The sequence below is a fragment of the Lacticaseibacillus sp. YLM2-1 genome, from assembly GCF_056583465.1.
Window position 1 is genome coordinate 1,593,578 of record NZ_CM152617.1, and the last position, 19,838, is coordinate 1,613,415.

The 19,838-nt window shown below is 47.9% G+C and carries 18 protein-coding genes; 3 read left to right on the forward strand and 15 right to left on the reverse strand.

All coding sequences use genetic code 11. From position 1 onward, the window contains the following. Positions 1-93: 93 nt before the first annotated feature. Positions 94-621: an adenine phosphoribosyltransferase gene (locus AC07KQ_RS07735; protein WP_003565731.1), complete on the reverse strand. Its 528-nt coding sequence runs from the start codon at positions 619-621 to the stop codon at positions 94-96. Next, positions 618-2,912 carry a single-stranded-DNA-specific exonuclease RecJ gene (gene recJ, locus AC07KQ_RS07740; protein WP_480156534.1) on the reverse strand — a complete coding sequence of 765 codons (2,295 nt, stop codon included), beginning with the start codon at positions 2,910-2,912 and terminating at the stop codon, positions 618-620. Before recJ ends, AC07KQ_RS07735 begins: the two co-directional genes overlap by 4 nt. A 274-nt stretch (positions 2,913-3,186) precedes the next feature. On the opposite strand from recJ, the gene AC07KQ_RS07745 reads away from it, so the two are divergent. From AC07KQ_RS07745 to AC07KQ_RS07755, 3 genes are all read left to right on the forward strand, one after another. After that, complete coding sequence (locus AC07KQ_RS07745) at positions 3,187-3,558, forward strand: hypothetical protein (RefSeq protein ID WP_003565736.1); 372 nt, start codon at positions 3,187-3,189, stop codon at positions 3,556-3,558. Between the two features lie 323 nt (positions 3,559-3,881). Next, positions 3,882-4,358 (forward strand): ASCH domain-containing protein, encoded by a 477-nt coding sequence (locus AC07KQ_RS07750; protein ID WP_003605231.1) that lies wholly within the window; start codon positions 3,882-3,884, stop codon positions 4,356-4,358. Between the two features lie 5 nt (positions 4,359-4,363). Beyond that, on the forward strand, positions 4,364-4,597 hold the full coding sequence (locus AC07KQ_RS07755; protein WP_003565739.1) for a hypothetical protein: 234 nt from the start codon (positions 4,364-4,366) through the stop codon (positions 4,595-4,597). A 92-nt stretch (positions 4,598-4,689) separates the two neighbouring features. Here AC07KQ_RS07755 and lepA read toward each other — a convergent pair whose 3' ends face one another. The 13 genes from lepA to rnpM all read right to left on the reverse strand — a co-directional run bounded on the left by lepA (position 4,690) and on the right by rnpM (position 19,836). After that, positions 4,690-6,528: a translation elongation factor 4 gene (gene lepA / locus AC07KQ_RS07760; RefSeq protein ID WP_003575274.1), complete on the reverse strand. Its 1,839-nt coding sequence runs from the start codon at positions 6,526-6,528 to the stop codon at positions 4,690-4,692. A gap of 176 nt (positions 6,529-6,704) precedes the next feature. Continuing rightward, positions 6,705-7,868: a molecular chaperone DnaJ gene (gene dnaJ, locus AC07KQ_RS07765; protein ID WP_003565745.1), complete on the reverse strand. Its 1,164-nt coding sequence runs from the start codon at positions 7,866-7,868 to the stop codon at positions 6,705-6,707. 112 nt (positions 7,869-7,980) lie between these two features. Then, a complete protein-coding gene (dnaK, locus tag AC07KQ_RS07770) occupies positions 7,981-9,855 on the reverse strand; it encodes a molecular chaperone DnaK (RefSeq protein WP_003565747.1) in 1,875 nt (624 codons plus the stop codon). A 29-nt stretch (positions 9,856-9,884) separates the two neighbouring features. Continuing rightward, on the reverse strand, positions 9,885-10,475 hold the full coding sequence (grpE, locus tag AC07KQ_RS07775) for a nucleotide exchange factor GrpE (RefSeq protein WP_003565749.1): 591 nt from the start codon (positions 10,473-10,475) through the stop codon (positions 9,885-9,887). A 176-nt stretch (positions 10,476-10,651) separates the two neighbouring features. After that, on the reverse strand, positions 10,652-11,698 hold the full coding sequence (gene hrcA, locus AC07KQ_RS07780; RefSeq protein WP_003565751.1) for a heat-inducible transcriptional repressor HrcA: 1,047 nt from the start codon (positions 11,696-11,698) through the stop codon (positions 10,652-10,654). Positions 11,699-11,860: 162 nt separating this feature from the next. Continuing rightward, positions 11,861-13,006: a radical SAM family heme chaperone HemW gene (gene hemW, locus AC07KQ_RS07785; RefSeq protein WP_003565753.1), complete on the reverse strand. Its 1,146-nt coding sequence runs from the start codon at positions 13,004-13,006 to the stop codon at positions 11,861-11,863. Position 13,007: 1 nt separating this feature from the next. Then, positions 13,008-13,955: a riboflavin biosynthesis protein RibF gene (ribF, locus tag AC07KQ_RS07790; RefSeq protein WP_016388463.1), complete on the reverse strand. Its 948-nt coding sequence runs from the start codon at positions 13,953-13,955 to the stop codon at positions 13,008-13,010. Between the two features lie 6 nt (positions 13,956-13,961). Beyond that, complete coding sequence (truB, locus tag AC07KQ_RS07795; RefSeq protein ID WP_016388464.1) at positions 13,962-14,867, reverse strand: tRNA pseudouridine(55) synthase TruB; 906 nt, start codon at positions 14,865-14,867, stop codon at positions 13,962-13,964. Between the two features lie 11 nt (positions 14,868-14,878). Next, positions 14,879-15,670, reverse strand: coding sequence for a TerC family protein (locus tag AC07KQ_RS07800; RefSeq protein ID WP_003579352.1), 792 nt, complete (start codon positions 15,668-15,670; stop codon positions 14,879-14,881). 304 nt (positions 15,671-15,974) lie between these two features. Further along, complete coding sequence (gene rbfA, locus AC07KQ_RS07805; protein ID WP_003565780.1) at positions 15,975-16,328, reverse strand: 30S ribosome-binding factor RbfA; 354 nt, start codon at positions 16,326-16,328, stop codon at positions 15,975-15,977. Between the two features lie 60 nt (positions 16,329-16,388). Beyond that, positions 16,389-19,220 (reverse strand): translation initiation factor IF-2, encoded by a 2,832-nt coding sequence (infB, locus tag AC07KQ_RS07810; protein ID WP_016388465.1) that lies wholly within the window; start codon positions 19,218-19,220, stop codon positions 16,389-16,391. A gap of 20 nt (positions 19,221-19,240) precedes the next feature. Next, entirely contained in the window at positions 19,241-19,540 is a 300-nt protein-coding gene (locus AC07KQ_RS07815) for a YlxQ-related RNA-binding protein (RefSeq protein WP_003565784.1), read from the reverse strand. Between the two features lie 2 nt (positions 19,541-19,542). Further along, positions 19,543-19,836, reverse strand: a complete 294-nt coding sequence (gene rnpM / locus AC07KQ_RS07820; protein ID WP_003565786.1) for an RNase P modulator RnpM — start codon at positions 19,834-19,836, stop codon at positions 19,543-19,545. Between the last annotated feature and the right edge of the window lie 2 nt (positions 19,837-19,838).

The following is a 19,838-nucleotide window of genomic DNA, read 5'->3' on the forward strand; positions in this document are numbered from 1 at the left end:
CGCCAGCTGCTAACCGCACTGGCTCACGCTCTGTCTTACGTTAATCCCGATACCACTTAAAATACTAGGGCATTTTGACTGAAAATACCACTATCATGCGCCAGTGTATGACATCAGCGTGAACATGTCATAGTCTTTGATCTTGTCGCGGCCGTGCAAGTCGCTTAGCTCAATCAAAAAGGCGGTGCCAACAACGATGCCGCCCAGCTGTTCGACCAAGCGAATCGTAGCAGCAATTGTGCCGCCAGTGGCCAACAGATCGTCGCAAACTAGGACACGTTGGCCAGGTTTAATCGCATCTTTATGCAAGTATAAGGTGGCTTCGCCATATTCAAGATCGTAGCTGGCTTTAACGGTTGGCCGTGGCAGCTTCCCCTTTTTCCGCGCCGGAGCAAAGCCAATACCCAGCTTGTACGCCACTGGACAGCCAACAATGAATCCGCGTGCTTCTGGGCCGACGATCATTTCAACGCCTTTGTCCTGTGCGTAAGCAGCAATTTCATCTGTCGCTGCAGCATAGGCTTTGCCATCTGCCATCAAAGGTGAAATATCACGAAAAATAATCCCTGGTTCAGGGTAATCCTGCACACTGGCAATGTAATCTTTAAAGTTGATGGTCATGATTCTACCTCACTGTCTGAATGCTCCGTCAGCAACATGGTTTCAAGCTGAGCGCGCGGCATGGTCTGTAACTGTTGCGCCAGATCTAGAAAGGCTGCACGCGCTGCATAAGCCTTCGCCGTTTGCAGCGGCTTTTTCGCCGGGGCTGTGACTGGAGAAATAAAAGCACCCTCTATTGTAACAAAATCGAGTTCAAAAAACACCTGAACCGCTAAGATCACTTGATGGACGGTTAAATGGACCGCCTTAGCAATCGCTGGAATGTGATGCTTGTCGAACCCAGGATGGGCCTTCAGAAAACGCAACACGGCCCCAAATTCTGCCCGCGTCGGTATAGCAACCAAGCGGCTTGGTGCGCCGTAAAACATGACGGCAACAGGTGGCTGCACATACTGCATCACCTGATGCAACGCGGCAGCATCTTTTGGCAAGTCGACTAAAACTGCATTCGCTAAAGGCGCTTGAACCTGAGCAGCGATGGTCGTTGGCCCACCAAAGGAAAATTGCCGCTCAAACTGTTGCTTTACTTTCGCATCAAAAAACACATACGTGCGGCTGGCTTTGAACTGGCCGCCGTCAATCGTTGGCATTCGCCAGTCAATGACTTGCGGCTGTTTGACTTCATAGTCTTTCAACATGAGTTGTAGACTGGTATGACCTTGCCAAGTGTTTTGATCCAGCTGAACTGCCAATTTAACGGCCTGTGCCGTTGCCAGTGTTTCCGCAGCATCACCATAGCCAAAACCAATCACATTGATGCCTTGGTCAATTTGAAAACGCAGGTGATTGTTTTCTTTACCAATCTGTTTCACATTTTGGATAACTTGCGGGCGTACTGAGAAAACCGGTTCGGGATTGCCTTGACCAAACGGTGCTAACTGACGGATCAATTGATAGTGATCCAATGTCAAATCAGCATCTTCCAGCCTCGTTGAGATAGGCAGCGTTGGTTTCGGAACAGTTTCCAGCATTGTTGCCGCAGCCACCTCCATCTGCGCATGAATCGCTGGTAAATCCGTTGTTTTAGCTGTGAGCCCGACTGCCATATGATGGCCGCCAAAATGGACCATGTGTTCCTTTGCTGGCTCTAAAGCTTTGAAAAGATGATAAGCCTCGATCGAGCGACCTGAGCCTTTGGCAGTTTCGCCATCATCTGCAATGTTCATAATTAACGTTGGCTTGCCTGTTGCTTCGACAACCTTGCTGGCCACAATCCCGACAACCCCTTCATGCCAACCTTTACTGGCCAGCAATAATGTTTTGGCCGCTTGGTTTTCCGGCGCCTGTGCCATCGTCAAAGCTTCCTGAGCGATCTTTGCAACTAATCCTTGTCGTTCCTGATTTAGCTTGCCGACTTGTTCGGCCAACTCAGCAGCAACGTCATCCTCAAATGTCGTCAGCAACGTTACGCCAGGATTCGCGTCGCCCATCCGCCCAAGTGCATTCAACCGCGGTCCGATGACAAAACCGACCGTTGTTTCATTCACGGTTTCCGGAGCAACACCGGCTTCCTTTAAAATAGCCGCAAGCCCAACCCGCGGCTGAGTCTGGATCATTTTTAAGCCTAATTGCGCAATCACCCGATTTTCATCGGTTAAGCTGACCAGATCAGCAATGGTACCCAAAGCTGCCAAGTCAACGCTTTCTAACGGTGGTTCGCCTAATAAGGCCGTTGCAACCTTAAAGGCAACGCCAGCCCCAGAAAGATCACCGAACGGATAATCGCCATCTGGATGCCGTGGATGAACAACGGCCACCGCATGCGGCAAATTTGCTGGCAACTCGTGATGATCGATCACCACCACATCCATGCCTGCAGCCTGTGCCGGATCGATGACTGCGGCACCAGCAACACCGTTATCAACGGTGATTACCAACTGTGTGCCAGTTTTTTGCAAATAAGCATAAACTTCGGCATTCGGCCCATAACCATCGGTGAAGCGATCAGGAATAAACACATCCGGATCGGCGCCCAGACTTTGCAAGGTCTCAAGCATGATGGCACTGCTGGTCAACCCATCAACATCGTAATCGCCATAAATCGTGATTTTTTCATTTTGCTCAATTGCCTTCAAAATCCGGGCAACGGCTTTATCCATGTCATGCAAGGCGAATGGATCATGCAATCGACTAGTGTCTGGGTGCACGAACGCATCATAATCTGCCTGATCATTAATCCCGCGTTGCAGCAACAGGGTCGCTAAAAATGGTGGGACACCCAATGTCTCGCTAAGCGCATGCTCATCAGCTGCTGCAGGTTGTGGGGCGAGTTGCCATTGATACTGCGTCATATCGTCTCGTTCCTTTCTAACCGATCCAGTATACCAGAGAAAGCTTAGCGAATTAACCGGTAAGCCTAAGTTATCTTTGGCAGATGCTGACTGACAGTAACACAAACAGAATGCGTATCGGCATGACATGTTATTGTGTCGGACATTCAATTCAAGCCATCCGTGCGACTCATTGAAAACGTGATATAATTAAATTGTGAATAAGCCCAACTCCAGTCAGCGACTTAAGATGTGTGATCAGCTTAAGTTGGTCATGCGATAAGGAGGAAGCACCATGGCAAAATCTCAAGACCAATTCAATGAAAAGGTCGGTAAAGAAATTAACGTTTCTGACGAGGCCGTCGATAAAGCAGCTGCCCAAATCGAGAAAGTCGGTTACGTCACTGAAAAGGACGTTCCGGAAATGATCGATCGCGATTACACTCGGGCATTGTCCAAGAAGGTTTCGGCAAAACTTCACAAAGACAATGACGATGATTACTTCTACGAAGAGCCTTTTGACTATGAAAATGGCCGCATTGCAAATATCATGTGGGACATGGATAAAATTAAGACCCGCGAAGAAGCCATGAAAATTTTGGCTGATGAGCTTGGCCTTACCGTTCCTAAGATTGTAATGCGTAAAATCGACGAACAGGTCTTCTAGTCTGGAGGACCTTCACAGCTTCAGTTTCTGCGGTTGTGGACGCGGTTCAACTTTAATAAAACAACCGGTATCCTTTGCGGAGCCGGTTTTTTTGTGAGCGCGAACAAACCACACTTAAAAAACGGCGCGTAAGTGGTCTTAAGGCAAACGGTCAAAACCGTGGCCTTATTTTTCACATGTAAGCCTTTTGCAATTGCGAGCACGTTATGGCGATAATCGGCAACATCAGGATAGCAGCTAGTGACAAGGATTTTTCAAACACATCATCATGCAACGGCCAGCTTATTGTGTGATAATGATGATAAAGAAAGGATGTGAATGCCATGGCTGACCAACAGGAATTAGATGATTTTTTTGCCCACGCCAAGGCTGCTCTAGATTTGCCCGCTGACACCTATGAAGATGCTTACCAACTCGGCGGTGCCAAATTTGCTGATAAACTCGCTGCATTGGTTAAAACCGGCAAGAAAACCGCAACTTCAAGCGGCTTTGAGCTGTATACTATTGAACAGGATCCGCTACCCAACGCCGGCGTCTATAATATTATCTTGAATCGGGCGGATAAGCCTGTTGCCTTGACTTTCACGGACAATGTTTTTGTGACGCCATTTATGAAAGTGACTGCCGATATTGCTAAACGCGAAGGAGAAGACGATCAATCCTTAGCTAGTTGGCGTGAAGTCCATCAAGCCTTTTTCAGTCAGGAATATCAAGCGAATGGCATTCAATTTGATCCAGAATCATCCATGGTCGTGGTCGAGGAATTTCATACTGTGTACCCAGTCGTTCAAACGAGGTGAAAGCAATGAATCTCAAGCATCGTACAGCGATCACAGAAAAGAAAGTCACGCAAAAGCTCGATGACATCCCCCATCCCACACTTGATGCCACACTCTACTTACTCGTTTTCAGCATCACTGCCATCGGCGGCCTAGTTTCCTATGGCGCCTATCAGCTCTTTAAACCGGAGCGAAAGTTAGCCCACAAAGCAAAAACACTCGTTGATGAACATGAAGATGACCACCAACACGAGGCATAAAAAAAGCAGGTCACAACGGCCTGCTTTTTGCTTGTTTTGAAGAAGAGGTGGGCAAATCACCAAGGTCTTTGTTTCTATGAAAACAGAACTGCCTATTTACCTTGGCTTTCCTCATCATTCATCTTCAGAATACTCATAAACGCTTCTTGTGGAACTTCCACAGACCCCACTGATTTCATCCGCTTCTTACCAGCCTTTTGCTTCTCTAAAAGCTTCCGTTTCCGCGTGATGTCGCCGCCATAACATTTTGCAAGAACGTTTTTACGGTAAGCCTTCACGGTGCTTCTGGCAATGACTTTATTGCCAATCGCGGCCTGAATCGGAATTTCAAACTGTTGACGCGGTATCGTGGTTTTCAGACGCGCAACAATGGCCTTGCCGCGTTCGTAAGCAAAGTCCTTGTGCACGATGGTACTGAGCGCATCGACAGGATCGCCATTGAGCAAGATGTCCATCTTAACCAGATCACTTTGGCGATAGCCGGTGATTTCATAGTCCAGACTGGCGTATCCCTTCGTGCTGCTCTTGAGATCATCGAAGAAGTCGTAAATGATTTCTGAAAGCGGCAAGTTGTAAATCACATTCACCCGATACTTGTCTAAATAATCCATCGTCACAAACTCGCCGCGCTTACGTTGCGATAACTCCATGACTGGCCCGACATAATCATTAGGCACCATGATTGAGGCTTTGACATACGGTTCGCGAATTTCTTTGATTTCGCTAACTTCTGGCATGTCAGCTGGATTGTCGATCGTTTTTTCAGTGCCATCGGTCATGATGATTTCATAATCCACACTTGGCGCGGTCATGATCAAGTCAAGGTCGTAATCGCGTTCTAGTCGCTCTTGGACGACATCCATATGCAGCAAACCTAAGAACCCGCATCGGAAGCCAAAACCAAGCGCCTGCGAAGTTTCTGGTTCAAATTCCAAAGCCGCATCGTTCAACTGCAGCTTTTCGAGCGCCTCGCGCAAATCGTTAAACTTGGCATTATCAACTGGGAAAAGGCCTGAATACACCATTGGCGTGATTTTGCGATAGCCTTTCAGCGGCTTTTCTGCTGGCCGATCCGCTAAGGTCACCGTATCACCCACACGAGTATCCTGAATGGTTTTGATCGCGGCTGTGATATAGCCAACATCTCCGACCATTAGAAAATCACGTTTGACCGCTTTAGGCGACATCACGCCGACTTCGGTCACTTGAAATTGCTTGCCATTGCTCATCAGCTGAATGGTGTCGCCGACTTTAACTTGGCCTTCCTTGACGCGCACATCAAGCACAACGCCACGGTAATCGTCATAAACCGAGTCAAAAATCAGTGCTTGTAATGGCGCATTCAAATCGCCAGATGGTGCTGGCACATCGGTCACAATCCGCTCAAGAATTTCAGGCACGCCTAGGCCGGTTTTACCACTGGCCAAAATAGCATCGGAGGCATCCAGCCCGATCATCTCTTCAATTTCCTCTTTAACGACATCTGGCTGGGCACTCGGTAAATCAACCTTGTTAATGACCGGGATGATTTCAAGGTCATCATCGATCGCTAAATAGACGTTGGCTAACGTCTGGGCTTCGACGCCTTGGGTAGCATCCACGACCAGCAAGGCCCCTTCACAGGCCGCCAGACTGCGGCTGACTTCATAGCTGAAGTCAACATGTCCCGGTGTGTCAATTAGATGAAAAATATAAGTTTCGCCATTTTTAGCTTTGTAATGCAGTTCAACCGCATTTAGTTTAATGGTAATGCCACGTTCACGTTCAAGTGCCATATCGTCTAGCACCTGCGCCTGCATATCACGTTTGGCAATGGTATCGGTCAACTCCAAAATACGATCAGCAAGGGTCGACTTCCCGTGATCAATGTGGGCGATGATCGAAAAATTGCGGATATGCTTTTGGCGGTCCAGCATTTCTTCTTGATTCATGTTTAGTAGTGCCTACTTTCTAAGCGAATGTGATATGAGTTCTATTATAGCAGAGCTTGGCGCAGCTCGGTAGAAACGGACAACTAAAGGTAGTGTCAGTTTGATCTTGATTCCATTCTGTAACGATTCAAACATGTCCCCATCAAAAAAGCGATCCATATAGGATCGCTTTTTGCTTACTTACCGCCTTTAAAAGCTTCCTTAACCCGATCGAACAGCGTGCCATTGTGCGGGGTGACATCCTCGCCACTAGCGGCTGCGAACTGCATTAAGGCTGACTTTTGCTTCTCATTCAAATGCTTTGGCGTCTGCACTTCAACGGTGACAATCTGATCACCAGTGCCGTTGCCTCGTAGGCGTGGTGCCCCTTTGCCGCGAAGTCTGAACTTCGTCTGGCTTTGGGTGCCAGCAGGAATTTTCAATTCAACTGCACCATGAACGGTGTCGACTTTGATCTCGTCACCTAAGGCTGCCTGAGCAAAGCTCAACGGAATGGTCAGATAGATTTCTGAACCGTCACGTTGATACTTTTTGCTTGGTGCGACTCGGAAAACAATATAGAGATCACCATAAGGGCCACCGTTGGTTCCAGCTTCACCAGCCTGCTGTAGTCGCATTTGCTGGCCATCTTCAACACCAGCCGGTACTTTCACATCGATGGTGTGACGTTCCTGTTCGTGGCCAGTGCCATGACAAGTCGGGCACTTTTCCTTGATTTCCTTACCTGTGCCGCCGCAAACATCGCAAACCTGCCGCGTCATCATCGCGCCAAATGCGGTATTGCGCTGAACCTGAATATACCCACTACCGTGACACTTATGACAGGTCACTGGGCTGGTACCAGGTTTAGCGCCGCTGCCATTGCAGGTGTGACAAACGGCTTCACGATCATAGGAAATTTTGGTGTCTTTACCAAAAATAGCTTCCTCAAACGTTAGGTCCATGCGGTATTGCAAATCGGCTCCTTGGCGCGGAGCGGATGGATTAGCCTGCGCACCACCGCCGGCACCGCCAAAGAATTGACTGAAGATATCGTCAAATCCGCCAAAACCGCCTTGTCCGCCGCCAAAGTCACTAAATCCGCCTTGACCAGCACCAGCGCCGCCAAACCCTTGCGGACCGTCAGCAGAACCATACTGGTCATAGGCCGCCCGTTTTTGGGGATCAGACAAAACCTGATAGGCTTCATTAATGTCTTTGAACTTCTGCTCAGCCCCTGGTGCATGGTTGAGATCCGGATGGTATTTCTTCGAAAGCTTGCGGAACGCTTTACGAATGGTGTCATCATCGGCATCTCGGCTTACACCGAGTGTCTCATAATAATCTTTCTGATCCGCCATAGTTCCTCCTCGATTCAGATCATGACTGAAAATGCCTGTTCAGCATAGCATAATTCAAACAAAAAGCCAAAACCGCGCCGCGGCTTCGGCTTCTTGCTCATGATACAACATGTTACTTCTTATCGTCGTCGGAAACATCCTTGTAGTCACCATTAATGGTGTCATCGTCAGACTTTTTATCATCGCTGCCTTGAGCTGCGCCTGCATCAGTTGCTGCACCGCTGGCTGGGCCGCCTTGCGCCTGCTGATTCTTCTGGGCATTTTCGTACAACTTCACGGTCATATCCTGAACCAGTTTGTTCAAGTCATCCCGTTTTTGCTTCATGTCGTCCAAGTTGTTTTCTTGTTGAGCCTTCTTCAAGGCTTCCTGAGCATCCTTGACCTTCTTGATGTCTTCTTCAGGCACCTTACCGTCAACATCTTTCAATGTCTTATCGGTTTGGAAGAGCAGCTGATCGACGTCATTCTTTAAGTCGACTTCTTCTTTACGCTTTTCGTCGGCATCGGCGTTTTCTTCGGCTTCCTTCTTCATCCGTTCAATTTCTTCATCGGACAAACCGCTAGAACTCTTGATGGTGATGTTTTGCGACTTGCCGGTGCCAAGATCCTTCGCAGAAACCTGAACAATGCCGTTCTTATCAATATCGAATTTAACTTCGATCTGAGGAACGCCACGTGGTGCTGGCGGAATATCCGTCAACTCGAAGCGCCCGAGTGTCTTATCGTCAGCTGCCATTGGCCGTTCCCCTTGAAGTACGTGGATATCAACGGCTGGTTGACTATCTGCTGCAGTAGAGAAGACTTGACTCTTTGAGGTTGGGATTGTGGTATTACGATCAATCAGTTTGGTGAAGACACCGCCCATGGTTTCAATCCCAAGAGACAACGGCGTTACATCCAACAGCACAACATCCTTGACATCACCAGAGATGACCCCGCCTTGAATGGCAGCACCAAGCGCAACCGCTTCGTCTGGGTTAATGCTGTGGTCTGGGTCCTTGCCAGTCCACTGTTTAACTGCTTCCTGAACTGCTGGTGTCCGAGTTGAACCACCATTTAAAATAACCTTGTCGATGTCAGCGTTGGTCAACTTGGCATCCTTCAAAGCATTTTCGACTGGGATCTTGGTCTTGGCAACCAGGTCAGCGGTCATTTCGTCAAACTGTGCCCGCGTCAAGGTACGTTCCAAATGCAACGGGCCATTAGGGCCAGCAGAGATAAATGGCAAGCTGATCTGTGTCTGGGTAACCCCGGACAGATCCTTCTTAGCCTTTTCAGCGGCATCCTTCAGCCGTTGCATCGCCATTTTATCCTTGGACAAATCAATGTTGTTGTCTTTCTTAAATTCAGCAACTAGCCAGTCGATGATCTTGTTATCAAAATCATCACCGCCCAAATGGGTATCACCATTGGTCGACAGCACTTCAAAGACCCCGTCGCCTAATTGCAGAATGGAAACATCAAAGGTCCCACCGCCAAGGTCGTAAACCAAAATCTTTTCGTCCTTGTCGCCTTTGTCCAAGCCATAAGCCAAGGCAGAAGCGGTTGGTTCATTGATAATCCGCTGAACATTCAAACCAGCAATCTTGCCGGCATCCTTGGTGGCCTGCCGTTGGCTATCATTAAAGTAAGCCGGTACGGTAATAACGGCGTCCTTAACTGGTTCACCAAGATAATCTTCAGAGAACTTCTTGATGTATTGCAAAATCATCGCAGAAATTTCCTGAGGGGTGTATTCCTTATCGCCAACCTTGACTTTGTAGTTAGCTTCACCCATATGGCGCTTAATGGAAACAATCGTGTCTGGGTTAGTGATCGCTTGGCGCTTGGCCACTTCACCGACTTGGATTTCACCATCTTTAAATGCAACAACAGATGGCGTGGTCCGATTGCCTTCAGGGTTGGTGATAATTTTTGGCTGATTGCCTTCCAGAACCGCAACAGCTGAGTTGGTAGTCCCTAAATCAATACCAATAACTTTACTCATAGTTTATACCTTCTTTATTTTCAGATTAATTATTTTGCAACGACAACCATAGCAGGACGCAACACACGATCCTTGAGGTAATACCCCTTTTGCAATACCTGCGCGACTGTGTCAGCTGGATGTTGATCATCCGCTGCGACCGTTTGAACGGCTTGCTGGGTATTGGGATCGAACTTGTCCCCGGCACCATCAATGGCAGTGATGCCGTTTTCCTTCAAAGCGCGTTCCAGATGGTCGTAAACCATTTGAACACCCTTCTTCAGGGAAACTGCACTGTCATCTTTGGCCTCGGTTGCAAGCGCCCGCTCGAGATTATCAACAACTGGCAAAATGGCTTTAGCCAACTTTTGCCCATCATATTTCAACAGCTTTTGCTGCTCTTTCTCGAAGCGAGCATTCATATTTTGAATTTCTGCAGCGGCACGCAGGTATTTATCTTCAAAGTCGTCGCGTTCTTGCTTCAACTGCTCGCCGTCATGTTTACTGTTCGAAAGTTGTTCGTTAAGATCCGCGATACTTTCTTGTAAAATATCTTCTTTTAACGAAGTCTCTTTCGTATCAGCAGACTTTTCAGCTTTCTTTGCGGCGTTTGCTGCATGCTTTGCTTTTTGTTCTGCCATGGTATCCTCCTTTAACGCGTTTCCTGACGTAAAAGCCTATCCATAAGGAACACATGCACAATGCCCAAAAAAGACCATTGCATTTGTGCGCCGATTTCTGAACGTGTCAGTTCACGCTATTCTTTAAACGCATCAGTTGGCTTAAAAACACCAACTGATGCTATTTGCTAACATGATTATTGATCAAAGTTGGCATAGTAGTCTGTCAACCGTTTAGCTAGCTCTTCGCGAAAAACGTCGAGCAAGCCGATCATCTTGGAGTACGGCATTTGCGTCGGTCCCAAGAGGGCGATCATACCGGTACCGTGACCACCAACATCATAACTAGCAGTGATCAAGCTGAGGTTCGCTAGATCAATAGGTTTTAACTCCGGACCCAGTCGCACTTGAACCGGTGTTTGGCGGATCGGGCCGCCCAGCAACTCAGTCAGATCGCCGTGATCCGCATCGATCAACGACATGATCTTTTTCAGCTCGTGAATATCCGAATCGCCAAGGTAATCCATCAAGTTCAACCGCCCACCAACATAAAAACGTTCAGAGGCAGCTGACTTTAAGACATTGCCAAAAATATCAAGGAAGCCGTCTGGGCTGGTCAAATACTGCATTAGCATGGACGGGACATCCGTCCTCAGCCGCTGTGCTACCTGAACCAATGGCAACCCGACCAGCTGATCATTCACAATTCTGATGGCTTTTTCAAGTTCATCGGAAGAAATGGACGGCGGGACGGTGAACACCTGATTTTCGACATTACCATTATTCGTGACCAAAATGGCCATGACTTGATGGTTACCTAGTGGTACGAGTCGGAACCCAGTGAGCTTAATATTGTTGACTTCCGGACCGAGACTAATGGCAGTGTAGCTCGTCAGATTTGATAGAATCTGCGCGCTTTGTGCCACAATTTCGTCCATTTTGCTGTAACGCTGGCCAAGCTCCTGCTTGATCGTTGCCAAATCATGGCGAGAGACGCGCACGGGTTCAACAAGATGATCAAGATAGTAGCGATAGCCTTGTGTCGAAGGAACTCGACCTGAACTGCTATGGGTCTTGGTGATCAGACCGGCATCTTCCAGCGCTGCCATGTCGTTGCGGATCGTCGCAGAACTGACGTGAACCGGCAGCTCTTGCATTAACGTCTTTGAGCCCACCGGCTGGCCACTTTCAGTAAACAACCGGATGATCTCTTTTAAGACGAGCAATTGCCGTTTCGTCAACATTTTCTCACCTCACCTTTAGCACTCGTTTTATATGAGTGCTAATACAATGAATAATATACCAAGCGAGGTTAGCAAAGTCAAGGTACGATTGCTAGATTGTGAACGTTTCTAGTGAAAATTATGGCAAGTGCATTTTAACAACACAGTCGTTTCTTTTAGCACTTAAACAAGCGGCTCATCAATCAAGAAACGTTGAAAAACCTCGTTGCCGAGGAACTTGCCTTTGTTGGTCAGGCGAATGTAGCCATCTTGGCGCACAACCAAACCTTGACTGACCAGTTCCGGCACAGTTTCACCATAAATGGCGTCAACTGTCATGTGGTAGCGATCATAAAACCGCGCTTCACTGACCCCCTGCATCGTCCGCAAGCCTAAAAACATTTCTTCTTCGATCTGTTCTGACTGTGGCACCAAATGATGTTCAAGGACCGGCAAGTGGTCAGCATGTAATGGTGTTAAATACTGCTTAATAGGACCATAGTTGTGGTAGCGATCACGACCAAGATACCCAAACGCGCCAGCACCGAAGCCAAAGTACTTGTCATTGCGCCAATAAAGCAAGTTATGCTCACACTGGTACCCGTCTTTTGCAAAATTACTAATTTCATATTGATGTCGGCCATGTGCTTCCATGAGATCGATCGCATCTTGATACATATCGGCCTCGACGTCTTGGGTCGGCAAGCGCAACTTGCCCTGTCGCATCAGATTATAGAAGATCGTTTTACGTTCCAAAATTAGGGAATACGTTGAGTAATGCGGCAGATCCAGTGCCAACGCCTTTTGCAAACTGGTCAGAAAGTCATCGCGGCTTTGATCAGGTAGTCGAAAAATCAAATCAATCGAAATATTATCAAACCCGACTTGACGGGCGTTAGCAATGGCAGTGTAAACATCTTTTGCTCGATGTATCCGGCCGATTCGGCGTAATACATCATCATTAAACGATTGCACGCCAATCGACAAACGGTTGACACCATAATCATGTAGCACTTGCAATTTTTCGGTCGTGAGCAAGTCATTGGGGTTAGCTTCAAAAGTAAACTCCCCTTGATCAAAATGTAGGATATCATGAATACCCTGACACAATGTAGCCAATTGTGTCGGTGTCAGCGTGCTGGGCGTGCCACCACCGACATAAACCGTCTGAATTTTTTCTTCAGGATGTTCGGCCATCACCATCCGCATTTCTTTTAGCAGCATGGCCACATAATCATCAACTGGCTGGCCTTCGATGAAAACTTTGTTGAAATCGCAGTAGTAACAAATATGTTCACAAAATGGTATGTGAAGATAAGCACCTGCCATATTAACCCTTCTTTGCGGCAAAATAGTCTCGGACGGCAGTTTCATCTTTTTTCAATTGATCAATCAAGGCATCAGCACCAGCAAATTTCACTTCACCGCGTAAATAGTGATACCAGCGAACTTGAACGGTTTCGCCATAAATCATTTGATTAAAATCAAGTAAATTAATCTCAAGTGTCACGTCTCGATCGGCGCCAAACGTGACATTACGGCCAATGGAGGCCATGCCTAAATACCAAGTGGTGCCAACTTTGACCTTCACTGCATAAATACCAATGCCTGGTAATCGCTGTTGGCCAAGTGTCTCCAAATTGATTGTTGGGAAGCCAAGCAAACGGCCACGCGCCTCACCATGAACCACCTTACCAGCAGTTGTATAGGTATAACCCAGAAAATCATTGGCCGTATCAATATCTCTGGAATCGAGTGCATGCCGGATTCGGGTTGAACTGACCTTTTGACCATCCTCAGCGAGTTCCGGCACGCTGATGACATCAAACCGGCCACGAGCATATTTTGGCAATAAAGCCATAGATGCAACATCCCGCTTGCCATAAGTATAGTCAAAACCTGCAACTACCGTATCCGCCTTCAGACCGACCAAATACTGATCGACAAATGCTTGCGGCGTCAGCGCAGCGAAATCTGGGGTAAAGTGAACCACATACAAATAGTCCACGCCCAGTGACTGCATAATTCTGATTTTCTCTTCACGAGTGGATAAATACCGAATATCGGTTTCGGAAACCCCACGATAAACGACGGCTGGATGAATATTGAACGTCATCACCGCCAACGGTATCTTTTTTGCTAAAGCGATCTTCTTGCCGGTTTTAATCACCGCTTGATGGCCGCGATGGACGCCGTCAAAGAAGCCCAAGGTCAAGACGATGGGCTGTGGCGGGGCCGCGGACACCTGCAATGGCGGCTGAATATCAATTGTTTTCATAAATTTTCACACATTCTTTTCATTAGCTAAAAACATTAAATCTGGCCGATACTGATCGTCTTCTCGGCGATAGATAGCCTTAAGAACGCCTGCAAAATGCAGACGAACGCGCGGAGTCTGCTGATCGAGCGATAAAAAGCGGCCATGACTGATTGCCTCAAATTGTTCTACGGTCAAATCAACTTGAGGCAGATCGGCAAAAGCAATATCAATCGGTTGAATCACATCGGCTAAAGTACCTGCCGCGGCATGCGCCTTCAATTGCTGAATGCTAACCGCCTGGTTCAACGTAAACCCGCCGCTTTTTACTCGCGTCAATTGACTCATCACCGCAGCAACTCCCAGCGTTTTGCCAACATCCACTGCTAGTGTTCTAATGTAGGTTCCCTTAGAAACATGGACCTCAAACCGAAAACGCTGGGTGCCATCAGTGGCTGAAAAAACCGGTTCATCGGTACGTGTAAACTGTGACACCGTAGCCTGTCGTTCTGGCCGCTTCACAGTTTCACCGGCGCGCGCATATTCGTAAAGCCGGCGACCATTGACCTTGACCGCCGAAAACATCGGCGGAATCTGTGTGATGTTTCCTGTCCACGCAGTCAATGCAGCATCCAACTGATCAGCTGTAAACGGCTGCGTTAAAGGCGTTTTATCAACAACTTCCCCATCCAAATCCTCGGTTGTCGTCGCAAAACCTAACGTGATTTCTCCGGTGTAGACTTTCCCACTGGCCATTAATTGCGGCACCGCTTTAGTGCCTGCACCAATCGCCAGCGGCAGCACGCCGTCCACATTAGGATCAAGGGTGCCGGAATGGCCAATTTTTTTGATACCAAGAATCTTGCGGGCATGATACACCGCATCAGCACTGGTCATGCCAGTGGGTTTATATAACGGCAAAATCCCGTTCATGGCAGTTCCTTTCATGGTTTTGATTTTTTATACATACTATGATGATGTTTTTCATGCTCGACATGTCGCCAGCCGGCCCAGATGAAAACAAGCACCACTAGGACCGAAAAAAGCCAGTCTGGCGTTTTCACATCAATCATTGGCAGACTGAGACCTAGCTTAATGGCAATGAGACCTACAAGAATATAAGCTGCGGTTTCAAGTTCCGGAACACGATCAATAAAGGTGGTGATGACCTGCGCCACCAGCCGCATAGCAAAGATACCGAGACAACCGCCAATCAAAACAATCACCGGATTGCTGGACACTGCCAAGGCCGCCAAAATTGAATCAACCGAAAATACGATATCGAGACTCTCAATTTGAATGACTGTCCCCCAAAGCCCGTGAGGTCGTTTTCCATGCGTCCCTCTCTGATTTTTTGGATGGCGCACTTCATAAAAATAACTCGCACTCATCCAGACAAGATACGCCGCACCAATCGCTTTGATCGGCCAGAATTGCAATAAGTAAGTACCTAGTCCGATAGCAATGAAGCGGAATATGTATGCACCACCCATACCGTACATCAGAGCTTTTTTTCGTTCTGATTCGACCTTGAGCTGCTCGGTTTGTGCAGCGAGCACGACAGCGTTGTCGACTGATAGCATGCATTCTAGCAAGATCAAGCTGAAAATGGTCACGAGGCCGCTAACAGAAAATGCCAGTTGCCAATTATGCGCTGAGAAGAATGGTCCGTATAAGGCACCTAGTAACTTGATCGTGATCCTTCCTTTCTCAATGATTATTATTATACCGTGCAAGCTTGAAAACCTAAAGCTGTTGGGCGGTAAAGTCTGAAGGTTTGAATTGATGGTTCTATTACGGTTTAGATTCAAAAGATTGTCTAGGGGATATGAGGTAAGAACCACAAATCTATTTTTGCACCGCGACTTTGGACTGTCTCTGTAAGGCTCCTTAAACACCGCAGCTACGAGTCGGCTCCGCATTCGATTTCAAAATTCAAACCAGATACACAATCCTCCTATTGCTGACACAGTATCAGTTATCGATTATAAAAAAAGACCTGACCACTAGCAGCAGTCAGATCCTTCTTTTAAGTGGCGCTTATTCAAGATTCTTCCGTCGTACTTCATTGATCAGTTGATCGATGCGTGCGCCGTATTGAACGGATTTGTCTTGGGCAAACTCGATTTCCGGAACTTTAAATAACCGGATACGCTGCCCGACTTCGCGGCGAATGAGTCCACTGGCCTTGTCCAGACCGGTTTGGGCTGCTTCGACTTTGTCAGGCGCATCATCGAGAATGCTGTAGAAAATGGTGGCATGTTGCAGATCACCGGTCAGTTTGACTCCGGTAATCGTCACGCCTTTAACCCGCGGATCGTTGACATCTTTCAACAAGATATCGTCAACTTCACGTTGGATCTGAGTCTCAACTCGACCGATACGATGTTTCATATCTGCCTACCTCCTTCAAAACAGTCGGTATCATTAAATCCTGAGATACGTTTGGGTTAGTTACTTCACTGGAACCTGTTCCATTGTGAAGGCTTCAATTTGATCATCGACTTTAATGTCGTTGTAGTTCTCAATGGTCAGGCCAAGTTCAAAGCCTTGACGGACTTCCTTGACATCGTCTTTAAAGCGACGCAAGGAGCCGAGTTTACCTTCGTACTTGACGATGCCATCGCGAACGAGACGGACACCAGCGTCGCGGGTAATATAGCCGGAATCGACATAACCACCGACAACGGTACCAACCTTAGAAACCGGAATTGTTTCGCGAACAGTCACTGTTCCGATCACCTTTTCTTCATAGGTTGGTTCCAGCATACCCTTCATCGCAGCTTCGACTTCTTCGATCGCCTTGTAAATGACACTATGCAACCGAATATCAACATCGTCTTGTTCTGCTTGGGCTTTTGCCAGCGCAGTTGGGCGAACGTTAAAGCCAATGATGATCGCGTTACTTGCAGCTGCAAGGGTAACGTCACTTTCGTTAATCGCGCCAACGGCCTGATGAATAATATTCACCCGAACACCCTTAACTTCGATTTTCTCAAGACTGCCAGCCAAGGCTTCAACTGAGCCTTGCACATCGGCCTTGATGATGACGTCAACTTCTTTCAGCTGACCTTCCTTCATTGTTTCAAAAAGATTATCCAACGTGACATGGTTGGTGTTCTTACGTTCTTCTTCCTGTGCCCGCTTGGCCCGTTCCTCACCAGCAGCACGCGCGGTGCGTTCATCGGCAAAGACAACAAACTTGTCAGCCGATTGTGGCACATCGTTGATACCAGTGATTTCAACAGGCATTGATGGCAAAGCATCTTTGACCCGCCGGCCATGATCATTAGTCATGGCACGGACGCGGCCGAAAGTATTCCCGACAACGATTGGATCACCTGTATGCAGCGTACCTTGTTGAACCAGTACGGTAGCAACAGGACCCTTACCCTTATCCAAACGTGCTTCGATCACAGTACCAACCGCTTTTTGATCAAGGTTAGCTTTGAGTTCGAGCACATCGGCTTCAAGTAAAATCATTTCCAACAATTCATCGATGTTCTTGCCAAATTTAGCTGAGATTTTGACGAAAATCGTGTCGCCGCCCCAGTCTTCAGGAATCAACCCATATTCCGTCAATTGTTCCATGACGTGGTCTGGGTTAGCGCCTGGCTTGTCGATCTTGTTAACCGCAACGATGATCGGTGCCTTGGCTGCCTGCGCATGATGAATCGCTTCAATCGTCTGCGGCATCACACCATCATCAGCGGCAACCACCAGCACAACAATGTCGGTGATGTCCGCACCACGCGCCCGCATGTTAGTGAAGGCCGCATGCCCAGGTGTATCCAAGAACGTAATTAACCGATCACGCAGTTTAACTTGATAAGCACCGATATGCTGGGTAATCCCGCCGGCTTCGCCTTCAGTCACATGTGTGTGACGCAGCTTATCAAGCAAGGTTGTCTTCCCATGATCAACGTGACCCATGATAGTAACAACTGGCGGCCGTGGCTGTAAGTTGTCTTGGTTCTTGTTTTCTTCTTCGAACACTTTGTCCAAGTCGGAAATATCTTCGTGAACCTTTTCTTGGGCGTCAATCCCGTAATCGGTAGCCAACAATTCGATGGTATCTTTGTCGAGGCTTTGGTTTTGGTTAACCATCACACCCAACATGAAGAGCTTCTTAATCAATTCAGCTGGTTCGCGATGCAAAATCTTACCAAGATCCTGCGCATTCATCCCAACTTCATAAATCAGTGTTTCTGGTAATGGCCGCTCTTTACGCTGCGGCATTTCCTTCTTCGGTGCGCTTTGTTGACGGCGCTTGTTCTTCTTGTTGCGCCGGTTGTTGCGGTTAAACCCGTTACGATTCCCATAACTGTTGCTGCGGCCAAAATTACTGTTCCCGCCGCCACGCCGACTATTGCGATTGTCTTGGCTGCCGGCACTTGCCGGTTTTGGTGCTGCCGCCGCTGGAACTGGAGCCGGTTTCGTAAAGCGTTGATTGGTTGTTGCAGCTGGCTGCTCAGTGCGCGGCCGTTCCGTCCGAGGTTGCTCAGAACGTTTACTCGCTGCATTTGCCGGTTTGACCGCTTCCTGACGTTTTGGTTGCTGACGTTCAGACGCTGGTTTAACAAACTTGCCACCGTTGCCTGCCACAGGACGGGGATTGCCATTAGCTGCCGTGGGACGGCCAGCACGCGGCATTGGCCCTGTGACGCGCTGGTTATCGAATCGACGATTGCGGTCATTACGGTTACGTTCGTTAGACCGATTATTGTTACCGGAACGATTAGCATTGTTCGCAGAACGGTTGTTATTATTATTGTTTGAGCGATTTGAATTCCGGCCATTAGCCGTATTGTTGGCGCTGGCTGTATTGCCGCCACGATTGTGATTCGTGTTGGTATGCGCCGTTTGTGTGCTGCGTGGTCGCAAAATTGTTGACTTGCTCAAGATGATTTTGCCGTCAGAGGTCTTATTTGACCGCGCCGGCTTATTTTCTTGCTTAGCAGCAGGTTTTGCGTTTTTCTGCGAATGCTCAGCAGCATCAGCATGATCGTTTGACTTGGCACTGGCAGCGACTGGCTTCTTAGCAGCCTCTTTGTGTGCCGCTGAACTCGTCTTGGTTGCTTTAGCAGATGTCTTTGCCGCCTGTGATGACGGTGCTTTGCCAGCTGACTGCTTGCTTAACATACCTTTGATCTTAGCTTCCTGATCTTGATCGATCGAGGACATGTGATTTTTTACTTCGATACCCAAGTTCTTCGCGATATCGATGACGTCTTTATTATCGACGTGCATTTCTTTGGCAAATTCATAAACGCGTTTTTTGCCCATTTCTTCACGCTCCCTGCAATTTAGGTGAGCAGCTGTTGCATCTTCTTGGCGAAGCCCGCATCCACAACGGCAATGATCGAGCGATCACTGCCGATGGCCTGCGATAGTTCCATTTTGGAAAACTCTGTAACCAAAGGAACTTCATAATAGCTGCTTTTATCCGAAAACTTCTTGCGGGTGTTGGCACTAGCATCATTGGCAACATAAACCAATTTAGCTTCACGCGAGCGAATCGCTCCTAAGACCAGATTATCTCCGGTGACTAAGCGACTGGCGCGGCGGGCCAAACCCAATAAATTCAATACGGCTTGTTTTTGCATCGTCACTTGCCGAATAGTTCTTGACGAGCCTTTTGATGATCGACATACGCGAATAGGTCATCATAAAAGGTTGGTTCAATCGTGATTCCAAATGCTGCGTCAATCAGCTTCTTACCCTTTGCTGCTTTCACAGCGGCTGGATCAAGTGCCACATAGGCACCGCGACCAGCAGCTTTGCCGGTAGGATCGATGGCGACAACATTTTCTTTGTTCTTCACGATGCGAACCAGTTCTTTTTTCGGCATCATCTGATTACTTAGCAAGTCCTTGCGCATTGGAATCTTACGCTTTTTCATGG